The following is a 20,794-nucleotide window of genomic DNA, read 5'->3' on the forward strand; positions in this document are numbered from 1 at the left end:
ACCTCTCGGTAGAGGTGGCCTCGCCACTCAGGGCTCCGCGGAGATGAAGCGCCGCTCCATCTCGGTGCGAATGTAGCGCTCGATCTCCTCCGCCGTGGTCAGCTCCATGGCGGCGTTGAGCAGCGTCTGCGCCTCCGCGCGGCTGGAGTTGCGCAGGATGTTCTTCACCACCGGAATCTGTCCCGACGTCATCGACAGCTCGTCAAAGCCCAGCGCCAGCAGTACCAGCGCGTAGATGGGATCTCCCCCCATCTCGCCGCACATGGACACTGAGATACCCGCCGCCTTCGCCGCGCCAACGATGTTCTGGATGGACCGCAGCACCGACAGGTGCAGCGGCTTGTAGAGGTAAGCCACCTCCCGGTTCTGGCGGTCGATCGCCAGCGTGTACTGGATGAGATCGTTCGTCCCCACCGAGAAGAAGTCCGCCTCCTGCGCGAGCCGGTCCGCGATCAACGCAGCGCTGGGCGTCTCCACCATGATGCCCACGGGGAACCGCTTGCCCAACGGTACACCCGCGCGGCTCAGCTCCGTGCGGCAGTGCTCCAACTCCGCCCGAGCCTCCCGCAGCTCGCTCATCCCACAGATGAGCGGGAACATCAGCCTCAAGTTGCCGTGCGCACTGGCTCGCAGCAGGGCTCGCAACTGAGCCCGGAACAGCTCCCGGTTGGCCAGGCAGTAGCGGATCGCTCGCAGGCCCATCGCGGGGTTGGGTTCCTTCTCGTGCTTCACCTTGCTGGGCACCTTGTCCCCGCCCAGATCCAATGTGCGGATCGTCACCGGCCGCCCGCCCATCGCCTCCAGCACCTGCTTGTAGGCCCGGTAGTGCTCCTCCTCCGAGGGCACCGTCTTCCGGTCCAGGAACATGAACTCCGTGCGGTACAGGCCGATGCCCTCCGCCCCATGCGCTAGCAGCGAGGGGATCTCCTCCAGGAACTCCATGTTCCCGTAGAGCCGGATGCGGAAGCCGTCCACGCTCGTCGCCGGCAGATCCTTCGTGCGCAGCGCCAGCTGCTCGCTGGCCTGCTGCACCCGCTGCGCCTCTCGGAACAGCGCCAGCTGATCCGGCGTGGGGTTCACCAGGATGACGCCGCTCGAGCCATCCAGCGCCACCAGGTCTCCCGGGGAAATCTGCTCGCTGGCCTTGCCCGCTCCCACCACCGCCGGCGTCTCGCGGGCCCGGGCGACGATGGCCGTGTGGCTCGTCTGCCCGCCCAGGTCGGTGATGAAGCCCGCCACCCGCCCGCTGCGCGCCATCATCGCCGCGTCCGCCGGTGACAAGTCGTGCGCCACGACGACGGCCTCGGCGGGGATCTCCACCTCCTCGTCCACCACCTGGCCCATCAGGTTGCGGACCACCCGGTCCGCCACATAGTCCACGTCCGAGCGGCGCTCGCGGAAGTACTCATCCGGGATGTTGTCGAACAGGTGCTTGAGCTTGCGCGCCACCCGCCGCACCGCCCACTCGGCGTTGATGCGGTCCTCGACGATGAGCTTGTCCACCTCGTCCACGAGCATCGGATCGTGGAGCATCAACCGGTGGGCCTCCAGGATGAGCGCGTGGTCATGCCCCTCCGTCCGGGTGATCTGCTCCTTGAGCTCGGCCAGCTGCCGGTCCGACAGGTCCAACGCGGTGCGCATCCGCATGCGCTCGGGCTCCACCTCCGCCTCAGCCAGCCGCAGCTTGGGCGTGCGCACCCTCTTGCGGTCCAGAATGAAGGCGTGCCCGACCCCGACGCCGGGCGAAGCGCCGATGCCTTTCAGGTTCAGGGTAGGGGTGCCTGGCGTGCTCACGGTCTCTCGCTCACCTGGGTGGGAACATACCTCTCAGTCTACTGGCCCTCTCCAAAACGGTCGTTGATCAGCTTGACGATCTCCGCCAGGCAGGTCTCCGCGTCTTCCCCCTTGCAAATGAGCTTCACCTTCGAGCCCTGCCCCGCCGCCAGCATGAGCACGCCCATGATGGACTTGGCATTGGCCTTCTGCCCCTGGTGCTCGATGGTCGTTTCGCACTTGTAGCGGTTGGCCACCTTGACCAGCTGCGCGGCCGCCCGGGCATGCAGGCCCAGTGCGTTGATGATCTCGTACGTGCCTTCAGCGACGTTAGCCATGTGCGGCTCCACTCCCCCTCTTCATCTAGAGAAAGGCTCCCGCCGCGCACGCCAACCCCGCGGCAAGGTACAGCACGACGTAATTGGGTACCCGCTGTTGAACGAGCACGTAGGACACCACCCCCAACGCCAGACAGCCAGCCACCAGCCAGGGCGCATGGTCTCCCCCAGCCGTCCTCCCCAGATCCACCGCGAGCCAGGCAGCCAGGCCCCCGGCGCTCGCCGCCGCCACCGAGCGCAACCGAGCCCCTCTCGAGGGCAGGTTGGCCCGAGCCACCGCCTCCACCAGCCTGTCACCAAGCGCCAGGCCCAACATATAAAAGCGGGCACGCAGGTAGAGGTGGACCAGGTTGTAGAGGAACAGGAACAGCAACGCGGCCCAGGCGTGCAGCACCGGCACCAGAGCGGCGCACACCGCGCCCACCGCCGGCTTGAGCGAAAGCCAGAAGAACCCATCCCCCAGCGCCGCCAGCGGGCCCATGAGCGCCGTCTTGAAGGCCACGACTTTATCGGGCGTCTCCTCGCCCCGGGCGATGCGCTGCTCGTGGTTGAGCACCCCACCGACGATGGCCGCCGCCACGTACGGGTGGCTGTTGAAGAAGACGAGGTGGCGCTGCACCGCCGCCTCCTGCTCCTTCTTGTCGGGGTAGAGCTGCTCCAGCGCCGGGAAGAGGCTGTAGACCAGCCCCAGGTTCTGCATCCCCTTCGGGTTCCACGAGGCCTGCAGCGCCAGCGAGCGCAGGAACACGCGCAGCAGCACGGCCCGGCTCAGGGTGGGGGCAGGAGCGGTGCTCACCGGCGCTCCTGCAGGATGAAGAAGATGACCACCAGGGTGACCACCGTGGCCCCCAGCCCCGCGTACAGGGGCGCGCGCTTGGCGTGGCTGCCCTGCGCCGCCAACGCCGCCGCCACCGAGGCCATGGCCGGAAACGCCCACGCCAGCCCGCGCAGCAGATCCAACGGCAGCCGCTCCACCAGCGGCCCGATGAAGAAGCCCAGCAGCGCGCACGCCGACGTGAGCACCCCATAGACGCCGAAGTGCGGCCACATGCCCCACAGGTTCTGCCGCACCGCTCGCGAGAGGTTGCCCGCCTCGGCCGAGGCCAGCGCCACGCGGGCCAACCGCGCCATGTACCCCTCGAGCAGCCGATCCACGAGCCGCCCGGCCCTTCCCAGCGCGATGAAGAGCAGCACGGAGATGGCCCAGAGCGCCTGAGTGGAGCCCGAGCCCGTGGCCGCCGCCATGGTGGCCGCCGCCGCCGCCGTACCCGTGGCGGACACGGTGTCATTCTCCGGCAGCGAGGCGCCCAGGTTGGCGGTGCCCAGGTAGAACAGCTCCAGCAGCATGCCCACGTAGACGCCAGCGCTCACGTCCCCGAGCAGCGCGCCCATGACGGTGGAGGACACCAGCGGCCGCGAGAGCATGGCCTGGAGGAACGCCTTGCGCTCCACCGCGACCACGCCGCCCCAGAGCCCCGCGAGCAGCACCTGGGTCCAGACCACGCTCACGGGTTCACCCGCCCTTTGCCCAGCGCTCGGTCAGCTCTCCCAGTTCCACGGACTTCTCGGAGGGCACCGCCCGTGCCTCCACGCGCACGCCCTTCTCCGCCAGCCCCTGGAGCGCCTGCACCTCCGCCTCCGCCAGGAAGACGGACGGAGACACCTGCCGGCGCCCGGTTCCGAAGTGCACGTTGCCCAGGTTCAAATGATCCATGGCCAGCCCGTGCGCGAAGGCGAACGGCACGGCCACCACATCCCTCAGCAGCACCAGCGTGCGGACCCCGTCCTTCGTCAGCGCGGCGAAGTCCACCTGCGCCAACGGGAGGATCTGCACTTCAATGGCGCTCTGCACCGCCAACGCCATGGCGGCGCGGATGAGCGGACTGGAGGCGGCTTCGTCATCGGCCACGACAACGCGCTGCACCTTCAGGTGCGGCAGCCAGGCCTCGACGACCTGTCCATGGATGAGGCGGTTGTCGACCCGGACCAGGGTGATCACGGTTGTCTCGAATCGCCTAGCGGCGCTCTGGCGTCAAGTTCGCGGCGATTGTTGCGCCTCGCGAAGCAGAGCAGAGGCACATGTGATGTTGCGCTGACCATAGGAGGCCAGCAGGGAGGCCATCTCCGGCAGCGGCAGCTGCTCGCCGCGCAGCGAGTTGGCCTTGAGAATCATCGGGAGGTTGACGCCAGCAAGCACCTCGAGGTTTCCCCGCTGACACATCATCAGGGACTCCTTGCAAGGGGTACCTCCGAAGAGGTCGGCCATGACGATGACACCTTCCCCGTCATCGACCTTGGCCACCGCCTGCTTCATCTTCGCCCGCAGGTCCTCGACGGACGTGCCTGGCTCGATGTTACACGTGGCCACAGAGGGCAACTTGCCCACAATCTGCTCGGCGGTGGCAACCAGTTCTTCTGCCAGACGCCCGTGAGATGCGACGACGAGGCCGACCATATTCACTCCTCACCACCCCCCGGGCTTGCGGTCTACGCCTGATTTCTACGACGTGCAACCCCGGTGAAAGGTTCCGCGTCCCGCTACTAGCTTCGCCCTACCCTCTTGTCTCGAAAGGTAAGACCGACCCCGGCTGCGCGCCCATGATTCCTCGGCCGGTGAGAAAGGCGCCGTCGCCCACCGGACGGGGGAGCATGACTTCAGCTTCCCACATTCGATAGATGCCGGGACATGACTAAAGATGCTGCGCGTGGGCAATTTTCCGGCCCGCACGCGGCGTCTGGCCGGCGGGCAGGCAGCCGGACGGTGTACCTCAGGACACCACGAGTCGGGCCCGTTGCGCGGCCGGAGAGACGTGGACGGTAGCGCCCGCGTTGAAGGCCAGGAAGTCCTCCTCCACCCCATCGCTGAAGATGACGCCTCCCGAGGGCATGCGGGACTCGACCATCAGCTCACAGTCGGGAGTGACAAAGCCGCTGATCAGGCTGGCCGAGGAGTGGCGGCTAACGAAGGGCTCACGCACCACGAAGGCCAGCCGGGGGTCCTCCCAGCCCATCCGCCAGGTCTTCCCTGGCACGCCGCCGGTGGTGGAGGTGAGCCCCTGGGCCAGGGTGAAGACCGAGGAGAGCCAGCCGCTGGAGCCCGCGCCGGTGGAGACGATGATGCCGCTGGAGGACTGGGGTTCGGCCACCCTGTCGTAGCGCAGGGTGTAACGGGCGGAGACGTGGGTGCGTGCCCCCAGGAAGAGGTCATTGAAGGCGAGAAGGCGCTGTCCGTCCTCCAACCGGGCCTGGGCCAGTGTCACCTCGCGCATCCGGGCGTGGCCCTCCAGCGTCCGCCGCACCGCCCCGCGCGCCTCGTCCACGCCGAAGGGCAGCAGCACGCCGTCGAAGCGGCTGGGATCCGGGTTGATGCCCACCAGCGGCTGGCGGTCCACGTACTTGGCCACGTTGGCCACCAACCCGTCCTGCCCCACTGCCACCACGAGCTCCTTGCCGGAGAAGAGGAAGGTAGGGACCAGCGAGCGATCCACCTGCTGCACCGGCAACCCGAACGACAGGGCGCCATGGAGCCCGTCCAGCGCCCGCCGGTAGGTGTCGTCCTCCCGGGCGTAGTCCTCGAAGTCCTGCCCGGCGTGCTCCAGGTAGAAGCGCGCCTGGGCTCGGGTGTTCAGCCGCTCGACCAGTTCCGCCAGCCGCGTCTTCCGCGTGACGAGGACGATCTTCTCGTACATGGCGTCCTCACTTCTGGGCCCGCGTGCGCGGCGGCTCGGCGGGCGCCTCTCGCTGCGAGGGGCCCAGCAGCCCGCTGAGCAGCTCCGGCGACATGTTCAGCTCGCCGATCTTCTGCGCGTTCTCCGCCATCTCCCGGAAGGCCAGCGCGATATTCAGCTTCGGATCGCTCCCTCCACCGTTGGCCGCCATGAGCGTCTTCCAATCCACATCACGCACCGGCGCCAACACCTTCTCCAAGGCGTAGGCACGCGCATCCGCCGCCTGGCGCTCGTTCTGAGTCCAGCGCTCCATGAGCGCCGCGCGCTGCTCCTCCACGGCGATGTCCGCCGACATCTGCGCCTCGCGGATCTGCCGCCGCTTCTCCTCCACGGCCAGCTCCGTGTTCAGCTCGCTCTCCTTGATGCGGCGCTCCTGCTCCACGGCGGCGTTGCGGCGAGCGTAGATGGCCTCGTCCGCCCGGCGCTGCAGCCCCTCACGAGCCTCGGCCTCCAGGGCTCGAGCCATCTCCGGCGTGGGCCGCACCGACAGCAGCGCGAACCCCATCACCTCCACGCCCAGCAGGCGGATGGCCTCCGAGTCCGCCAGCGCCCCGAGCACCTGCCCCTCCACCACCTCCGAGCGCCCGAGCACCTCACGCAGCCCCATGCCCTGCACCACCGTGCGGGCGCGCACCTGTGCCACCTGCACCAGGCGCTCCTCCAGCTTCTCCGGATCGTTGGAGAGGTACTTCCCCGCAGGCGAGATGGAGTAGTCCAGCAGCGAGGCCAGCCGCTTCGGGTCCGCCACCCGGTAGGTGAGCTGCCCCTGCAGCGTCACCGCCTGGAAGTCCTGCGTCACCTCATTGAAGACGAAGGGCACGTCCGCGCTGGCCAGCGGAACCCCCACCAGCGTTGTTGTCGGCGCCCAATACAGGAAGGACAACCCCGGCCCCTCCCGCTTCACCTTCCCGTCCTGGAACTGGATGACGTACGTCGTCGGCGCCGCCTTGATGTACCGGATGGGCATGGCCCGCTCCTTTCCGTGTATCTTCGACACCAAGCTTAGTGTCGACTCAACACGGACGCAACACCATCATGCGCCGGGCCGGCTATTCGATGATCAGCTCGCGCCGCAGCCAGGTGACGCCGCCGCGCCCGTCCCGGACGACGACCCAGACGGTCGCCCGGCCCGTCTTCGTGGGAGGTTCCCTCCAGGAAGTCTTCGGCCCGACGTTGTCGGGAGACGGGTCTCTCGGGTCGTACTGCTGCGTGGTGCCCCGGCGCCAGGAGCCCGAGTCCGTGAACCACGAGAAGCTCAGCCGCTCGCGCTGGAGCTCCGGCTTCCCACTGAAGCCACGGTCCTCGTAGTACTGGGCCTCGGAGTCGTCGAAGACGGGCTCCATGTCGTGCTGGCAGACCTTCACCAGGGTCTCGCCGTCCTCGGCCTCGACTTCCTTCTTGTCCTCCTCCGCGCAGTCCCCGTACTTGACCGTCCTCGGAGTGTCCGGGAGCCAGTCGGTGCCCTCCAGCGTGAGCCCCTTCACCACCGGGTTCCGGTTGGGCTCCTGTCCCTCGGGCAGCACCGGCTTCACCGCGACTTCCTTGACGGCCACCAGGTTGCCCTTGTCCGAGCCGACCTCCACCTGCACCTGGAGCAGCGGGGCAGGCACATCGACTCCCGCGGCGAGCACTCCCACCACGTCCTCCGGAACCGGGATGCTCTGCTCCACCGACGTGATCGGGGCACTGCCGCTCGTTTGCAGGAGAACGGCCTCACTCTCGGAGCAGCGCTTGTTCTCCCCTTCGCCCGTGCCCGCGTTGGAGCGCGGCGGGAAGAGACAGGACGACCAACTCACCTCGGTGATGGCGTTCGGATCCGCGGGATCCACGACCAGCGCGCGCGCCTGCACCGAGTCGGGCAGCGCCGCCCCACCTACCAGCTCCGGCGGCTCCACCTGGACGGCGAGGATGCGGCGGTCGAGGACCTCGCTCGAGTTCTCGAAATCATAGGAGCAGGCCGTCAGCGCCAGGAGCGACACGAGGGACATCTTCAGACGGGCAGACATCAGAACTCCCCCTTGACGCCGAAGGTGGGAAGGAAGGGAAGGCCCCGCAGCGGAGCGTTCTCGCGATACCGGTAATCCCAGAGCGTCCCCTCCGCGTTCGCGGAGTTGTAGACGTTCTGGACGTCCACGTAGAAGGACAGCCGCCAGCGCTCGAAGGTGATGAGCCGCTCGGCGCGCAAGTCCAACTGGTGGAAGACGGTCCCTCGGGTGGACCCTGGCGCTCCCTCCAGCGGGAAGAACCTGCCGGTGTCCGCGTTGAAGGTGCCGCCCTGAACCGGTGTCTCCGGCCGTCCCGTGGTGAGGCGGAACCGTGCCCCCACCTCCCAGCTGTTCTGCAGCTTGTAGGAGCCCACCACCGTGAGGATGTGCGCCTGGTCGTACTCGACCGGGACGTATGCCCGCGTGTCGTCGTCGAACTGCACCGACCGAGAGAGCGTGTAGGCCACCCATCCATAGAAGCGCTCGGTGAGCTCGTGCTTGAGCATCACCTCGATGCCGTACGCGCGGCCGTGCCCGTCGTTGTTGTAGATCTCGGGCTCCCGCTCGCCGTTGCGCTCCACGTAGTCCTCGGACTCGACGACGAGCCGATCGCGCCAGTTGTAGAAGCCCTGGAAGTCCAGCAGCACCGCTGGGGTGAGCTTCAACTCGATGCCCGCGGCGCTCTGCCGGCTCCGCAGCAACCCAAGGTCCGGGTTGCCGAACGTGGGCGCGATCTCGCCGGGCTGTGGGGCCTGCCGGAAGAGGCCTACCGCGGCCTTCGCGGTGAGCGCCTCGTTCACCTCGTACCGCGCCGCGAGCCGAGGCTCGAGCGATGGGCGGAAGCCTCCGGGGAGCTGGTAGCCCTCGAAGCGCAGCCCCGGGACGAGCTTCAGGTGCTCGATGGGCGACCAGACCGCCTCGGCGTAGGCCGCGTAGGTGACGACGTCCACATGTTGGTTGATCACTGTGGGCGGTGGCGGCCCGGAGTCCTCCGGCCTCGCCACGGATGGGAACTCGAAGCCGACCTTGTAGAAGGACGCGTTGAGGTCCAGGCCCGTCTCGAAGGTGAGCCCCTTCATGAGCTCCTTCTCGGCCGCCGCTCGTACGTTCACGTCGGGCGACGTAATGCCACCCTTGAACTGGTCTCCAATCTTGAAGTTGAAGAGGGTGAGGCCCGCCGTCGGCGCCGCGGACAGCCGCCAGCCGGAATCCGTCAACCGGCTCCACGTGAGGCGGAAGCGGTGGAAGGCCTGGTGCGTGTCCAGCGAGAAGGGCTGCGTCTCCTCCGAGCCACTCTGCGACAGGGACAGCAGGTCGCTCGAACCGAACGCCACGAACCCGAGCTGGTCCTTCCCCAGCTTCAAGTCATAGCGCGCCTGGTAGTCCCAGTAGTACGGCGAGGCCACCGTCGAAGCTTGCCCAGGCTCGCGGACGGCATCGAGGATGGGCGGCAGCAACAGGTCGATGTAGCTGCGCCGCGCCGAGATCGCGAACGTCCCGTAGTTCTTCGTCTGGCTGATCGGCGACTCCAGGTAGAAGCCCGAATCCAACAGGTCGATGTCCACCTGGCCGTGCAGCCGCTTCGGCTCGGGCGGGCGCGTCCCCACGTCCACGATGCCCGCGATGGCTCGCCCGTACTTCGCGCCGTACGCTCCCGGGAAGAAGTCGATCCGATCGATGAACGACGGGTTGACGACCGAGGGACCTCCCGCGAAGTGGTACAGCAGCGGGATGGGCACCCCATCGATCATCACCTGGGTGTCCTGCGGCTGGGCGCCTCGCACCAGCAGCGCGCCCGAGATGTAGGGCGCACGAGCCATGCCGGGCATGTTCTGCAGCACGCGCAGCGGATCACCGAAGGTGCCCGGAACGCTCTGCACCTCCTCCTTCTGGAGCGTGCGCCGGGCGACTTCCTTCTTCTCCCGAGCCCCCACCACCACCGTCTCGAAGCCGTTCTCGATCTTCTTCCAGATGTAGGCGGTGAGCTCGGTCACCTCGCCCTCGCGCACCTCCTCGATCGTGTAGAACTTCTTGTGCTTCGGCTCGGAGATCTCCACCTTGATCCGCCCGGGTGTCACCCCGCGGATCTCGAAGCTGCCGTCCGCCGCCGTCTCCGCGTTGAGCGCCTGCTCGGGCAGGTACACCGTGGCGTTCGCCACCGGCTCCCGCGTCCCTCGCTCGACGACCCGGCCCTTGAAGTTCACGGGCTTCTCGACCACGGCCTCCGGTTCGGGCGGTGGCGGCGGCTTCGGAACGAAGTGGTAGACGTACTCGATGCGCACCGGCGCTGGCTTCCCATCCACCTCGGCCGGCGAGAACTCGAGCTGCAGCACGGCCTCGCGCGCCGCCGCGTCGAACTCGGGACCCGCCGAGCGCGTCACCTCCGCCTGGCTCACCTTGCCCGTCTCATCGATGTCGATGAAGAAGGCCACCTCCGCCGACTCGCCCCGCGCGAGTGCCTCCGGGGGATAGGTGGCCTCGACGAACTTGAGCAGCTCCGGCGCCTTCGTCAGCTGCGGAGCGGGAGGTGGAACTCCCGCGTCCTGCTGCTCCCGCTGGAGTCCAGCACCTTCATAGGCGCCCGCACTTCCCGCCAGCAGCACACTGGCCAGCAGGAGCAGACAAACCGGGGCCCGCCCGACGCGGAGCCCGAGACGACATCGATGGATGAGCATGGTCAGAGAGGGTGCTCTTACCACTGTATGAGCATTGGCCGGCCCGAGGGCGCTCATGGTGGTCCATGGGTTTTCCCCCCGTCAAGCACGAGCTCACGCCCGATAGCGGGTCACCACCTCGGTCAGCTTCCGGGAGACCTCGTCCAGCATCACCGCCGAATTCTTCGTGGTGTCGAGTTCCTTTTCCGTGTCCTGCATCATCGTGGCGAGCTCCGTCACCGCCAGGAGGATCTGCGTGATGCCCAGGTCCTGCTGGCTCACCGCCGCGACGATCTGCCGCACCGCCGTGGTGTTGTCGCGGATGAGCGTGGACAGCTCCCGCAAGTGCTCACCCGTGGTTTGCACCTGCTCCAGCCCACTCTGCATGCGCTCGGCGTTGCGCTGGGTGATGCTCACCGTCTCCGTCACCGCGCGCGCCACCGCGTCGAGGATCTCCCGCACCCTCAGGGTGGCCTCAATGGATTGGTCAGCGAGCGAGCGAATCTCCCGCGCCACCACGCCGAACCCCTTGCCGTGCTCGCCGCTGCGCACCGCTTCGATGGCCGCGTTGAGCGCCAGCATGTTCGAGCGGTCCGCCAGCTCCTTCACCGTCTTGGTGATGGCACCGATCTGCTGAGTACTCGCCCCGAGGTCGCGGATGCGCTGGGCGATCTCCCGCACCTGGGTGCCCATGTCCGCCAGGCCCGAGACCCCCAGGGCAATGGAGGCCTCACCCGCCCGGCCCAGCGTGTCGGCCCGCTCGGCCACCTCCAGCACGGAGCCAGCCGTCTGGGCCGCTATCGAGGAGGTCTCCCGCAACTGCTCCACCGTGAGGCGCGTCTGGTGCAGCGCCGCGGCCTGGCTGCTGACCGTCTCCTGCTGCTGCTCCGCCGAGCGGCGCATCTTCGCCGAGGAGTTGGCCAGCGTGCCGCCCGAGGCGCGCAGTTCGTGGTGGATGGTCCGCAGGCGCTCCACCATCTCGCGGAACGCATCGGCCAGCTGACCCACCTCGTCTCCGGAGCGCACCGGCACGGTGAGCGTCAGGTCTCCGTTCTGGCTGATCTCGTGCGCCGCCCGCGTCAGGCCTCGAAGCGGGTGGACCAACGAGCGCCGGAGCCCGAACGCCAGCAGCAGCGCCACGGTGATGCAGCCCAGCACACCGCCCGCGAAGATCCACGCGCCCCGCCGGAAGTTCAGCCGCAGCTCCCGGAAGGACGTGCGCACCAGGTCCGCCTCCTCCTGCGCCATGGACTCCAGCAACTGCTCCAGCACCCGCGTCTGCTCGTGGAAGCGCGTGGACTCCTCCTCGGAAGCCTCGGTCCCCGGAGTCGCCAGGAGATGGCGACCCAGGCGCAAGGCCTCCTTGAAGCGCCCCTGCACATCAGCGAGTCGATCCGCCGGATAGCCCATCGAACGCAGCGAGCCGATCTCCGTCCCGAAGTTCTTCTCCAGCGCGTCGAGCGCCTCCGGTGACTCGGCCGATGCGCCCTTGCCGTTCGAGGACAACAAGACGGTGGTCTGCTGATGGATCGTCCTCAGCTCGAAGAGCGCCGTGGCCACCGTAAAGGAGCGCTCCAGCGAAGTCTCCACACCACGGGCAAGCCGGTACGACGAAACGATGTGCGCCCCCCCGAGCACAGCGAATGCCATCACGAGCAGCCCGAAGGATACGTACATTCGTCGGCCGATACTGGCCCTCATCATTCCTCCTAGGCCCCAGCGTCCTTCGGACAGGGGAGGGGATGCAACAGGTAGGGCTGCTACCCCTGTAGGCATGCCTCCTCCCTGGCCGGGAGTCCACGTCTCTTCCCGGGGATAGAGGTGCTCGGGCAGCTCAGTCCAACGCAGAGCGTAGTGCCGCTCTAGAAGGCAGACCTCGGGGTCCGCACGATGGCCACTCTCCTGGAAAACCCCGCGGGACTAAGGTGCGCCCCCCATGGCTCCCCCCAGGAACGAAGAGAGCGTCCGACAGGTGTACGGGGAAATTGCCCCCGCCTATGAGGTCCTCTTCCCCTCCCTGCACCGCTACGAGGACCGGGTGGAGCGATTCCTCGAGCAGGTGGTGACGCCTGGCTGCCGGGTGCTCGACGTAGGGTGCGGCACCGGGCTGCTCACGCGAACGCTGGAGGGCTCCGTGGAGGTGGTGGGGCTGGACCTGTCCCCGGAGATGCTGGAGTTGGCTCGCAAGGGCCGGCCCTCGGGGACGTGGCACGTGCACAGCTACCACCAGCCCGTTCCCCAGGAGCTGGGGCGCTTCGACGTGGTGCTGGCCATCGGCTGCCTGGACTTCTGCGATGACCTGCGCCTGGTGCTGAACCACCTCTCCGCCGCGCTCGAGCCATCGGGACGGATGCTGTTCACCGTGCTGGAGCGCCGGCAGGGCCTGGACGGGCACGAGATGCCCCGGAGGCAGGTGCAGACGGCGGGGCCCTCGGTCTGGGTGACGTTCCCCTCCTTCGAGGAGACGGCCTCGGCGCTCACGACGGCGGGCCTGCAGCCCCACAGCTACACGCACGCGCCCGGCTGGGTGCACCTCACCGAGCAGCGGACCATGTACTTCGGCTGGTGGGACGTAGGACGGCGCTGAACCCCGAGCGCCGCGCTACTCCTTCTCGATGTCGCGGTCCCAGAGCTGGATGCGGGGAATCTCCTCCTGCAGCCGCCGCGTCAGCTCAGCGGCGATGGCCACCGAGCGGTGCTTGCCGCCCGTGCACCCCAGCGCCACCGTGAGGTACGCCTTGCCCTCCTTCTGGTAGCGCGGGAACAGGAAGCGGCACAGGTCCACCACCTTCTCGAGGAACTGCTGCGTCTCCTCGCGGTCCAGCACGTACGCGGCCACCTTGGGGTTCTTCCCCGTGAGCCCCTTCAGATCGGGCACGAAGTAGGGGTTGGGCAGGAAGCGCACGTCCAGCACCAGGTCCGCCTGCGGCGGCACTCCGTGCCGGTAGCCGAACGACATCACCGACAGCGAGGGCCCCGTCGCCGGCTCCGGGCTGAAGCGCCCCTGCACCATGCGCTTCAAGTCGTGGACGTTCAGCGCGGACGAGTCGATGACCTGGTCGGCCAGCTCGCGCAGATCCTTCAGCTTTCCACGCTCGGCGGCGATGCCGTCGGCCACGGCCCCGGTGGGAGCCAACGGGTGGCGGCGGCGCGTCTCGCTGAAGCGGCGGATGAGGCTGTCATCGCTCGCATCCAGGAAGAGCACCTCCACCTGGTGGCCCGCGCGGCGCACCTCGTCCAGCACGCGCGGCGCTTCCTTGAGGAAGACGCCCTCGCGCACGTCCACCACGAGCGCCATCCGCTCGATCTGCCCGCTGCCGGCCAGCTCCGTGAGCTTGGGCAGCAGCAACACCGGCAGATTGTCGATGCAGAAAAAGCCCGCATCCTCCAGCGCTCGGATGGCCGTGGACTTACCCGAACCGGACATGCCGGTGATGATGACGATGTGCTTGGCGGGGGCGCTCACTCGACCTCTTCTCCCAGAGTACGACGCATCGCACCGTCCGCGATAGCCTTGTTGAGCTTCTCGGCGAACTCCCGCGCCGAGTGGTGGCCCTGCAATTTGAGCAGGTAGTTGCGGGCGGCCACCTCGATGATGGTGGCCATGTTGCGGCCTGGACGCACGGGCACCACCGACAGCGGCACGTCCACCCCGATGATGTCCAGGAACCGGTCCTCCACCCCCAACCGGTCATACTCCTGGTTCGGGTCCCACTCCTGCAGCTCGATGACGTGCTCGATCTTCTTCTGCTCGCGCACCGCCGACACGCCGAACAGGTCCTTGATGTTGATGATGCCCAGGCCCCGGATCTCCATGTGGTGCTTGATGACCGGGTTGCCCGCGCCGTAGACGGCACCCTTGCGGCGCGCCACATCGACGATGTCATCGGCCACCAGCCGGTGCCCGCGCATCACCAGGTCCAGGGCGATCTCGCTCTTGCCGATGCCGCTCTTGCCCAGCAGCAGGATGCCCACGCCGAATACATCCATGAGCACGCCGTGCAGGCTGCTCGTCTCCGTGAGCGCCTCCTCCAGGAAGGACTGCACCTGCTGGATGAACGTGCTGGAGAGCAGCGGCGTCTTCATCAGCGCCAACCCGGACGCCTCGCACTCCTCGATGAGCACCTTGGGCGGCTCCAGGTCCTTGGTGACCACCACGCAGGCCAGCGCCTCGTTGAACAGGCGCATGAGGACGTCGCGCTGCCGCTCCTCGGGCAACGTGCGCAGGTAGGAGATCTCCGTGTTGCCGAACACCTGGACCCGGTGCGGGTGCAGGTGCTCGGTGAAGCCGGCCAGGGCCAGCCCAGGCTTCTGGATGCGTGGCGAGTTGAGGATGCGGTTCAGCCCCCGCTCTCCCGCGACCAGGGTGAGCTTGAGGTCATAGTCCTGCTGGGCTTCGAGGAGAGCCGAGACACGAATGGTGCGGGTTGTGCTCATCGTCAGGAACTGGATATCACCCGGCGGACCATTTGAGGTGCCCGCTCGACGTGTCGCCCACCCCTCCTCCTCCTGAAGCCCCCTCGCTCGAGCCGACCCTCGCCCGGGGCCTGCTGGCCCTGGCCCTCCTCCTCGGGGCGACCCTGAGGGTCAAGCTGGCCTTGACGGATGACGGGATTTACTGGCCGGACGAGGTGTACCAGAGCCTGGAGCCGGCGCACCGGCTCGTCTTCGGCTACGGGCTGGTCGCCTGGGAGTTCATTGCCGGAGCGCGCAACTGGGCGCTCCCTGGGCTGGTCGCCGGGCTCATGGGGCTGGCCCGAGGGCTCGGGCTGGACACCCCGGCCGGCTACCTGGGGTTCATCAAGTGCGTCTTCGCCCTGCTGGGCACCGGCGCCGCGTGGGGCAGCTACCGGCTGGCCCGGAGCCATGGCGCCGTTCCGCTCGCCGCCGCCGCAGGCGCCTCCCTGGTCGCCCTGAGCTCCGTGGCCATCTACTTCTCTCCTCGGGCCATGAGCGAGAACGCCTCCGCCGTGCCCGTGGTGTGGGGGCTGGCGCTCGCGCTGGCTCCGGGCGCGTCCCGGCGGGTACTCGTGGTGAGCGCCTCACTGCTGGGGCTGGCGGTGATGCTGCGCCTGCAGAATGGAATCTTCTGCGTGGGGCTGGTGGCTCTCCTGGCGGCGCGGCGGCAGTGGCGCGATGCGGGGCTCGCGCTCGGCTTGCTCACCGTGTGGGCCTTCCTCTTCGGGCTGCTGGACCGGCTCACGTGGGGAAGCTGGTTCCACTCGGCTCGTGTGTACCTGGAATTCAACTTCGTCCAGCAGGGCGGCAACCAGTGGGGCACCGCTCCCTTCGAGTACTACGCCCTCGTCCTCCTCCGAGCGATGAAGGGGGTCACCCTGGTGGCCGTGGGGCTGAGCCTGCTCGCGCTGTGGCGCGCCCGAGGTCTGGCGCTGCTCGCGATCGTCTTCTACGTGCTCCACGCCTACCAGCCTCACAAGGAGCTGCGGTTCCTCATCCCGCTGTTCCCGCTCGTCGCCGCGCTCGCGGGCGTGGGGCTGGACGTGGTGCTGGGCGAGTGGAAGACGTTCCGCATCCGCGCCGGCCTGGCCCTCATCGTCGCGGCGATGGGGCTGGGCTCGGCCGTGCTCGCCAGCAACCTCACCTTCGGGGACATCGGCCAGTACGAGCAGACGCGGCCCCAGGTCAGCGCCTATGACGACTCGGGCCCCATCAACCGGCTGCTCGAGGTGGCGGGCCAGCAGAAGGACGCATGCGGGCTGAAGATCGAGGCCCCCGCGCACATTGCCTGGACCGGGGGCTACAGCTACTTCCACCGCAATGTGCCCCTGTACTGGTTCCAGGGTCCGGACCGGGGCTCGGGCCTGTTCAACTACGTCATCACCGGGCCGCAGGTGGGCACCGGAGGTGGCCAGGAGGTGGCCCAGGATCAGGGCTTCCTCCTGGTGCGCCTGCCCCGCGACACCTGCACGCCGGACCCGGGCTACAACTGGCGATTGCCTTGAGCGGACGTTCCGTGCGCGACGCCGTTCACAGACGCACCGGGGGTTGCTAAGCCCTCCCCATGTCCAACTGCCTCTTCTGCAAGATTCGAGACGGTCTGATCCCCTCGAAGATCGTCTACCGCGACGACGTGTGCCTGGCCTTCGAGGACATCAACCCGCAGGCGCCCACGCACGTGCTCTTCGTCCCGCTCAAGCACATCGCCACGGTGAACGACGTGACGATGGAGGACCGGGAGACGGTGGGGCACCTCTACACGGCCGCCGCGAAGGTGGCCAAGGAGCGCGGCCACTCCGAGAAGGGCTATCGCCTGGTGATGAACTGCAACGAGGACGCTGGCCAGACGGTGTTCCACATCCACCTGCACCTGGTCGCGGGCCGCCCCATGGGCTGGCCGCCGGGATAGGCCTCGGGCCTCTGCCCTTCACATGCCACAGCGCAGCTCCTTCGAGGGTTGCCGCTGAGGAGTCCTCGTGCGCTTCTCGCCCGTGGGCCTGGGCAACGCCAGCACCTGGGGCTCGGACTGAGGCAGCCGGACGGTCCACTCAAGCGGGTACGAGGAGCCCGACGAGCGCCCCTCCAGCGTGTAGACGCCGGGGGCCAGCCCTTCCAACCGGAAGCGGCCCTCCGAGTCGGTGGTCACCGTCACCCGCTCCTCCGCGGGTGCGTCCGCGAGTTCCTCGCCCTCCCAGGGACTCACGTCCGGAGTGAGCGTCAGCTCGGCCCCAGGCAGTGGCCTCCCCGAGCCCTGCAGCACCGTCCGTCCGGTGAAGAGCGTCGCCTCCTCCAGCCGCAGGCTCACCGGCGTGCGCGGCACACCCAGCGGATGCATCAGGTTGAGCCATGCGGGAGCCAGTCCCTCGGCCCGCACCACCACCAGGTACGAGCCGGCCAACGCGGGCATCAACAAGCGCCCGTCATCCCCCGTGGCGCCCGCGCCCGCGACACGCCAGTCCACCTTCCTCGTCTCTGGCATGCGCCCATCCCGTCGATAGAGGCGCACCTGCGCGCGGGGCACGGGCAGTCCAGCGGACGTGATTCGAAGCTCCAGCAGCCCGTCCGACTCGCTGGCCGTCTCGGCGACAGGGAGCGTCCGCACCTCGCCCGGCGGGCCTGAGGGCAGCCCCAGCGACTCCACGCGCGACGGCTCTCGAGAGGCCTCGGCCGGCTCTCGGGGAACGATCTGCCGGAGCGCTTGCTGCTCCGCCCGGCCGTACACCGCCAGGCCCACGGCAGCGGCCACCACCACGAACACCCACACCCTGCCGAGATACCTGCGCATGCCCCTCTACCCTTGCTGGACGCCCCGAACCGGCCTCGGGCTCCAGGCGCACGCTCCTCGCTCGTCTCCGAGTCCGGTACCGCACGCTTTGACCTGCAACAACAGGGAGGAGATATCGGTTCCTCCGAGAAGGCGCCAGAGCCATCCCCCGCCTGTCTGCTCACCGGGAGGCGATGTTGGGCGCGCAACTGTTAGCATTGCACCCGCCGCAAGCCTCGGTTCCATGCCCTTTTCCAGCAGCGAAATCTCGCCGGCGAGCCGCCGCGCATACTCCTTGTTGGTCCTGTTGCTGGCCAGTGTGGCGGGCTCCGTCAACGCGATCGGCTTCTTCGAGGTGGGCACGCACACCTCGCACATGACGGGCAACCTGGCCAACGTGGGCGAGTACCTGGCCAATGGGAAGTGGGAACTGGCCGCCTCGGCCGGCACGCTCGTGCTGTCCTTCCTGCTCGGGGCGATGACGGCCACGGTGTTGATGGATGTGGCGCGCCAGCGCAACCGCGGGCGGCACGCCATGGCGCTCCTGGTGGAGGCGCTGACGTTGGCGGCCGTGGGGATGTGGTCCTTCCATCACCCGACGGCGAACGAGCCCACGGTGCTCTGGGGCATGGCGTACGCCATGGGCATCCAGAACGCGCTCGTCACCCGCGTGTCCGGCGCGGTGGTGCGCACCACGCACATGACGGGCGTCGTCACGGACATCGGCATCCAGTTGGTGAAGATGATGACGTGGGTGCGGGACGGCGCCCGAGGCCACGGGCTGGGCGGGCTGTTGTGGATGATCCGCAGGCTGCCCACGGCCGAGCAGTTCGCTCGCACCCGGCTGCACCTCGGGCTTGCCACGTCGTTCCTGCTCGGGTGCACGGGAGGACCCCTGCTCTTCTTCCGGTTCGGCCCGGCCGCCATGGCCATGCCCTGTGGCGTGCTGCTGCTGCTGGTGGTGCTCGACATGAGCCCGGCCGGGGCTTATGCGCCGGTGACTCGCGGCACCTGAGCCGCTGCTCAGTGCCGGAGCTCGGTGACTCCGAACGCGGGCTCGTGCTGGAGATCCTCCCGCGGGCCTGTCTGGAGGAAGTGCTCCAGGCCCTTGCGCGTCACCACGCCCACGCGCTCGCCGCCGTCCACCGCGAGCACGTTCAGGGACTGCGCGTCCATGGTCGCCAGGGCTTCTCCCACGGGGATCTCGGGGGTGAGCACGGGCCCGGCATCCAGCAGCGCCTCCACCGTGGCGGCCTCTCCCGCCTGCTGCCAGCGATCGCCCAGCGCTCCCGCCACCACCACGCCTCTCAGCTTCCCGTCCGAGCCTCGCACCGGCAGCGCCGCCGCGGTGGAGGTGAGCAGGCGCTCGCGCAGCTCCGTGGCGGGGAGCTCTGGAGCGACGGGCTCGGCCCAGGTGACCAGGGTGCGCACGGGCGTGCGTCGCAGTGCGAGCTTCCGAGCTCCGGCTCTCGCCGCGCGTCGCTCCACCAGCACGTGGCAGAGCGCCGAGGCCAGCGTGCAGGTCACCATCAGCGGCAGGATGATGGCGTAGTTCCCGCTCAGCTCGTACATCATCATCATCCCCGTGAGCGGCCCGCGCGTCATGGCCGCCACGGCTCCGCCCATGCCCACCATGGCGTAGGCGCCGCTGGGCGCGGTGATCTCGGGCATGAAGGTGTGAAGCAGCTCGCCGAAAGCTCCGCCCGCCATGGCACCGATGACTGTCACCGGGAAGAACGTGCCTCCCGAGCCTCCCGAGCCCAGCGTCAGCGCGGTGCCCACCAGCTTGAGCACGCACCCGGAGGCGAGCAGGGCCAGCGGCAGCCCTCGCACCAGCGCGTCATTGGCGTACTCGTGCCCGGTGCCCCACACGACGGGGTGTGCCAGCGCGAGCAGTCCTACCAGCAGTCCTCCGATGGCGGCACGGAGGTGCAGGGGTTGCCGGCCGAGCCACGCGGACAGGCGTCCCGGGCGGTGGCCTCGGAAGAACTCCTCCACGCCGTGCAGCGCCTGGATGAACGCGTAGGCCAGGGCTCCACAGAGCAATCCGAGCAGGACGTAGAAGACGATCTCCCAGCCGCTCACCATCATATAGGCCACGCGCTCCAGCATGGCGGCGCTGCCCATGATGCCGCGGCTGACCATGGTGGCGGTGACGCTGGCGAGGATGATGGGCGAGAAAACGCGGAGCTGGAACTCGGCCAGGAGGATCTCCATGGCGAAGATGGCGCCGGCCACGGGGGCATTGAAGGAGGCGGCGATGCCCGCGCCCGCGCCACTGGCCATGAGGATGGCCAGCTCCCGCTGGGTGAAGCCCAGGGTGCGGCCTACCTCGGAGCCGAAGGCCGCACCACCGTAGACGATGGGGCCCTCGCGCCCGGCCGAACCTCCCGTGCCGATGGTGACGGCGGAGGCGGCCAGTTTGAGCAGGCCATTGCGCGCGGGAAGCCGGGCCTGGCTCTCCACGGCCTTGACGACCTCGGGCACGCCGTGGCCGTGAGTCTCGGGCCTGTCACGGAGCAGCCGTCCCACGAGCGCGCCACCGAGCGCCGGGGCGAGCACGACGAAGAAGGGGGACAGTTGCTCGATGTCCTTGCCCACACCGCGTGCGTGTTGCAGCAGGGTGTTCACCGCGGCGAGCCCTACGAGCGGGTAGTAGAGGGACAAGGCGCCCAGCACGAGCAGAGCGAGCACCTCGAGGCGGCGCCGGACGACCTCTCGCCCTTCACCAGGCTCGATGAGGCGCGCCAGCCCGAGGGCTCCCAGCCCCAGGGGAATGCCGACGATGATGAACTCGAAGTGCCAACGCGCGGACATGAGGGCCTCGGTGAGCTGCAACCGGGCCTCGGTGCCAGAACGGAATGCATCCACAAGGAGCGGAAAGCCGAGGCTCAACCCATGGACGAGGAGGATGAGGTTGGCGAAGAGTCCCGCGGCCAGCCCGCTGTAGACGCCCACGACGGCACCGGCCACGGGAAGGACCGAGGGCCCCGGCAACCGGAGCCGCTGGACAGCTGCCAGCAGCCGACGCACTCCGACTCTCCACAACGTTCGCAGCTTCAAGGGGACGGACATCGCTTGCCAGCTTCGCACA

19 protein-coding genes are annotated in these 20,794 nt (G+C 68.4%); 4 read left to right on the plus strand and 15 right to left on the minus strand.

What is annotated here, in order from left to right; all coding sequences use genetic code 11:
* Nucleotides 1-27: 27 nt before the first annotated feature.
* From ptsP to KY501_RS05590, 11 genes are all read right to left on the minus strand, one after another.
* Nucleotides 28-1,794 (minus strand): phosphoenolpyruvate--protein phosphotransferase, encoded by a 1,767-nt coding sequence (ptsP, locus tag KY501_RS05540; protein ID WP_224361466.1) that lies wholly within the window; start codon nt 1,792-1,794, stop codon nt 28-30.
* 38 nt (nt 1,795-1,832) lie between these two features.
* Nucleotides 1,833-2,111 (minus strand): HPr family phosphocarrier protein, encoded by a 279-nt coding sequence (locus KY501_RS05545; RefSeq protein WP_224361467.1) that lies wholly within the window; start codon nt 2,109-2,111, stop codon nt 1,833-1,835.
* Nucleotides 2,112-2,136: 25 nt separating this feature from the next.
* On the minus strand, nt 2,137-2,907 hold the full coding sequence (locus tag KY501_RS05550; RefSeq protein ID WP_224361468.1) for a PTS system mannose/fructose/sorbose family transporter subunit IID: 771 nt from the start codon (nt 2,905-2,907) through the stop codon (nt 2,137-2,139).
* A complete protein-coding gene (locus tag KY501_RS05555; RefSeq protein ID WP_224361469.1) occupies nt 2,904-3,620 on the minus strand; it encodes a PTS sugar transporter subunit IIC in 717 nt (238 codons plus the stop codon). The genes KY501_RS05550 and KY501_RS05555 overlap by 4 nt, the downstream gene beginning before the upstream one ends.
* Nucleotides 3,621-3,624: 4 nt before the next feature.
* A complete protein-coding gene (locus KY501_RS05560) occupies nt 3,625-4,110 on the minus strand; it encodes a PTS sugar transporter subunit IIB (RefSeq protein WP_224361470.1) in 486 nt (161 codons plus the stop codon).
* Nucleotides 4,111-4,143: 33 nt separating this feature from the next.
* A complete protein-coding gene (locus KY501_RS05565) occupies nt 4,144-4,566 on the minus strand; it encodes a PTS sugar transporter subunit IIA (protein WP_224361471.1) in 423 nt (140 codons plus the stop codon).
* A 313-nt stretch (nt 4,567-4,879) separates the two neighbouring features.
* Nucleotides 4,880-5,800: a diacylglycerol kinase catalytic domain-containing protein gene (locus KY501_RS05570; RefSeq protein ID WP_224361472.1), complete on the minus strand. Its 921-nt coding sequence runs from the start codon at nt 5,798-5,800 to the stop codon at nt 4,880-4,882.
* 7 nt (nt 5,801-5,807) lie between these two features.
* Entirely contained in the window at nt 5,808-6,806 is a 999-nt protein-coding gene (locus KY501_RS05575; protein ID WP_224361473.1) for an SPFH domain-containing protein, read from the minus strand.
* Nucleotides 6,807-6,888: 82 nt separating this feature from the next.
* Nucleotides 6,889-7,845: a hypothetical protein gene (locus tag KY501_RS05580; protein WP_224361474.1), complete on the minus strand. Its 957-nt coding sequence runs from the start codon at nt 7,843-7,845 to the stop codon at nt 6,889-6,891.
* Nucleotides 7,845-10,499: a TonB-dependent receptor domain-containing protein gene (locus KY501_RS05585; RefSeq protein ID WP_224361475.1), complete on the minus strand. Its 2,655-nt coding sequence runs from the start codon at nt 10,497-10,499 to the stop codon at nt 7,845-7,847. The genes KY501_RS05580 and KY501_RS05585 overlap by 1 nt, the downstream gene beginning before the upstream one ends.
* Before the next feature lie 93 nt (nt 10,500-10,592).
* Complete coding sequence (locus KY501_RS05590; RefSeq protein ID WP_224361476.1) at nt 10,593-12,155, minus strand: methyl-accepting chemotaxis protein; 1,563 nt, start codon at nt 12,153-12,155, stop codon at nt 10,593-10,595.
* 259 nt (nt 12,156-12,414) lie between these two features.
* Between KY501_RS05590 and KY501_RS05595 the strand changes: the two genes are divergently transcribed.
* Nucleotides 12,415-13,065, plus strand: coding sequence for a class I SAM-dependent methyltransferase (locus KY501_RS05595; RefSeq protein WP_224361477.1), 651 nt, complete (start codon nt 12,415-12,417; stop codon nt 13,063-13,065).
* A gap of 15 nt (nt 13,066-13,080) precedes the next feature.
* Here the strand turns inward: KY501_RS05595 and rapZ are convergent, their stop codons facing one another.
* Both rapZ and hprK read right to left on the minus strand, forming a co-directional pair.
* Nucleotides 13,081-13,944 (minus strand): RNase adapter RapZ, encoded by an 864-nt coding sequence (gene rapZ, locus KY501_RS05600; RefSeq protein WP_224361478.1) that lies wholly within the window; start codon nt 13,942-13,944, stop codon nt 13,081-13,083.
* On the minus strand, nt 13,941-14,915 hold the full coding sequence (gene hprK / locus KY501_RS05605) for an HPr(Ser) kinase/phosphatase (RefSeq protein ID WP_224361479.1): 975 nt from the start codon (nt 14,913-14,915) through the stop codon (nt 13,941-13,943). Before hprK ends, rapZ begins: the two co-directional genes overlap by 4 nt.
* Before the next feature lie 50 nt (nt 14,916-14,965).
* Here hprK and KY501_RS05610 point away from each other — a divergent pair, with 50 nt between their 5' ends.
* Nucleotides 14,966-16,441 (plus strand): glycosyltransferase family protein, encoded by a 1,476-nt coding sequence (locus tag KY501_RS05610; RefSeq protein ID WP_224361480.1) that lies wholly within the window; start codon nt 14,966-14,968, stop codon nt 16,439-16,441.
* 59 nt (nt 16,442-16,500) lie between these two features.
* Nucleotides 16,501-16,845 carry a histidine triad nucleotide-binding protein gene (locus KY501_RS05615; RefSeq protein ID WP_224361481.1) on the plus strand — a complete coding sequence of 115 codons (345 nt, stop codon included), beginning with the start codon at nt 16,501-16,503 and terminating at the stop codon, nt 16,843-16,845.
* A gap of 18 nt (nt 16,846-16,863) precedes the next feature.
* Here the strand turns inward: KY501_RS05615 and KY501_RS05620 are convergent, their stop codons facing one another.
* A complete protein-coding gene (locus tag KY501_RS05620; RefSeq protein ID WP_224361482.1) occupies nt 16,864-17,721 on the minus strand; it encodes a carboxypeptidase regulatory-like domain-containing protein in 858 nt (285 codons plus the stop codon).
* Nucleotides 17,722-17,995: 274 nt separating this feature from the next.
* On the opposite strand from KY501_RS05620, the gene KY501_RS05625 reads away from it, so the two are divergent.
* On the plus strand, nt 17,996-18,715 hold the full coding sequence (locus KY501_RS05625) for a YoaK family protein (RefSeq protein ID WP_224361483.1): 720 nt from the start codon (nt 17,996-17,998) through the stop codon (nt 18,713-18,715).
* 8 nt (nt 18,716-18,723) lie between these two features.
* Here the strand turns inward: KY501_RS05625 and KY501_RS05630 are convergent, their stop codons facing one another.
* Entirely contained in the window at nt 18,724-20,775 is a 2,052-nt protein-coding gene (locus tag KY501_RS05630; protein ID WP_444881605.1) for a chloride channel protein, read from the minus strand.
* Nucleotides 20,776-20,794 lie beyond the last annotated feature (19 nt).

The organism is Hyalangium versicolor (assembly GCF_020103695.1).
Taxonomy (GTDB): domain Bacteria; phylum Myxococcota; class Myxococcia; order Myxococcales; family Myxococcaceae; genus Hyalangium; species Hyalangium versicolor.

Coding starts and splice junctions, on each gene's coding strand:
- KY501_RS05620 (WP_224361482.1), bottom strand. CDS start 17,721: ATGCGCAGGTATCTCGGCAGGGTGTGGGTGTTCGTGGTGGTGGCCGCT.
- KY501_RS05590 (WP_224361476.1), bottom strand. CDS start 12,155: ATGTACGTATCCTTCGGGCTGCTCGTGATGGCATTCGCTGTGCTCGGG.
- KY501_RS05580 (WP_224361474.1), bottom strand. CDS start 7,845: ATGTCTGCCCGTCTGAAGATGTCCCTCGTGTCGCTCCTGGCGCTGACG.
- KY501_RS05595 (WP_224361477.1), top strand. CDS start 12,415: ATGGCTCCCCCCAGGAACGAAGAGAGCGTCCGACAGGTGTACGGGGAA.
- KY501_RS05565 (WP_224361471.1), bottom strand. CDS start 4,566: ATGGTCGGCCTCGTCGTCGCATCTCACGGGCGTCTGGCAGAAGAACTG.
- KY501_RS05585 (WP_224361475.1), bottom strand. CDS start 10,499: ATGCTCATCCATCGATGTCGTCTCGGGCTCCGCGTCGGGCGGGCCCCG.
- KY501_RS05545 (WP_224361467.1), bottom strand. CDS start 2,111: ATGGCTAACGTCGCTGAAGGCACGTACGAGATCATCAACGCACTGGGC.
- KY501_RS05570 (WP_224361472.1), bottom strand. CDS start 5,800: ATGTACGAGAAGATCGTCCTCGTCACGCGGAAGACGCGGCTGGCGGAA.
- KY501_RS05630 (WP_444881605.1), bottom strand. CDS start 20,775: ATGTCCGTCCCCTTGAAGCTGCGAACGTTGTGGAGAGTCGGAGTGCGT.
- hprK (WP_224361479.1), bottom strand. CDS start 14,915: ATGAGCACAACCCGCACCATTCGTGTCTCGGCTCTCCTCGAAGCCCAG.
- KY501_RS05615 (WP_224361481.1), top strand. CDS start 16,501: ATGTCCAACTGCCTCTTCTGCAAGATTCGAGACGGTCTGATCCCCTCG.
- KY501_RS05575 (WP_224361473.1), bottom strand. CDS start 6,806: ATGCCCATCCGGTACATCAAGGCGGCGCCGACGACGTACGTCATCCAG.